This is a genomic window from Psychrobacter pasteurii (assembly GCF_900162815.1).
In the GTDB taxonomy this organism is placed as follows: Bacteria; Pseudomonadota; Gammaproteobacteria; order Pseudomonadales; family Moraxellaceae; genus Psychrobacter; species Psychrobacter pasteurii.
The window spans coordinates 1-1113 of the sequence record NZ_FUGD01000008.1; the positions used below are offsets into that span (position 1 = coordinate 1).

The window sequence follows — 1113 nt, forward strand, 5'->3', positions numbered from 1 at the left end:
TTTATGAAGATTAACAAGGCGTACAAATATAGGCTTGAGCCTAATGCGGAGCAAGAGGTTATTTTAAATAATCTTGTGGGCTGCGCACGCTTTGTTTGGAATCAAATGCTGGCAATATCGTTTGAGATGTTTGCTAAAAACGAGCATATCAACGCCACTAATCTTGTTAATAAAATCATGGATTTAAAGAATAATCCTGACTTTGCTTTCTTAAAAACCCACGCTAATGCCGTAGCGTTACAACAAAAAGTACGTGATCTTGCGTCAGCTTGGTCGCGTTTTTTTGATCCTAAAGCGCATGCCAGGTTTAAAGAGAATAAAAGAAAACCGCGTAAACCAAAGTTATTTAAGTTGAACGACGGCACTGAGATTGAACTACGTCCACTTATGCCACGCTTTAAGCATAAGTCCGATGGGCGTGACTCAATCAGACTGGTTCAGTTTGACAAATATTGCCGTATTGACGGCAATCGAGTCAAACTACCTAATGGTGTTGGCTTTGTGAAATTTAGAAAATCCCGAGAGATTATCGGCACCATTAAAAACATCACTATTAGTAACAAATCAGGCTGCTGGTACGTATCGATTGGCGTTGAGAAGGAGTTGGCCGAAAGTCCAAAACACCCCTCTACAAGCGCATTGGGCATAGATTTGGGTATCTCAAAATTAATCTCTACTTCAAACGGTGAGTACATCAAGCCTAAAAATAGCTTTAAAGCTAATCAGATCAAGCTTGCAAAACTACAACGTAATCTCGCTAGGAAAGTAAAATTTAGTCAAAACTGGAAAAAACAAAACCGCAAGATACAAAAACTTCACCAGCACATTGCCAATATTCGCCATGACTACTTGCATAAAGTCACCACAACTCTCAGCAAAAGCCACGCTATGATTGTTGTAGAAGATTTAAAAGTAGCCAATATGTCGAAATCAGCAAGCGGTACGCTAGACAACAAAGGGCGTAACGTCAAAGCTAAGTCAGGGTTGAATAAGTCAATCTTAGATCAGGGCTGGGGTATGATGGTTGATATGCTGGAGTATAAACAGAAATGGCAAGGAGGGATACTAATCAGAGTTGATCCAAAATACACCAGCCAAGCCTGTTTTGAATGT

1 protein-coding gene is annotated in these 1113 nt (G+C 40.0%); it reads left to right on the plus strand.

Annotated elements, in window-relative coordinates; translation table 11 throughout:
• Nucleotides 1-3 precede the first annotated feature (3 nt).
• The coding region (locus tag A1232T_RS00050; RefSeq protein ID WP_077447465.1) for an RNA-guided endonuclease InsQ/TnpB family protein at nt 4-1113 on the plus strand (1110 nt) is incomplete at its 3' end.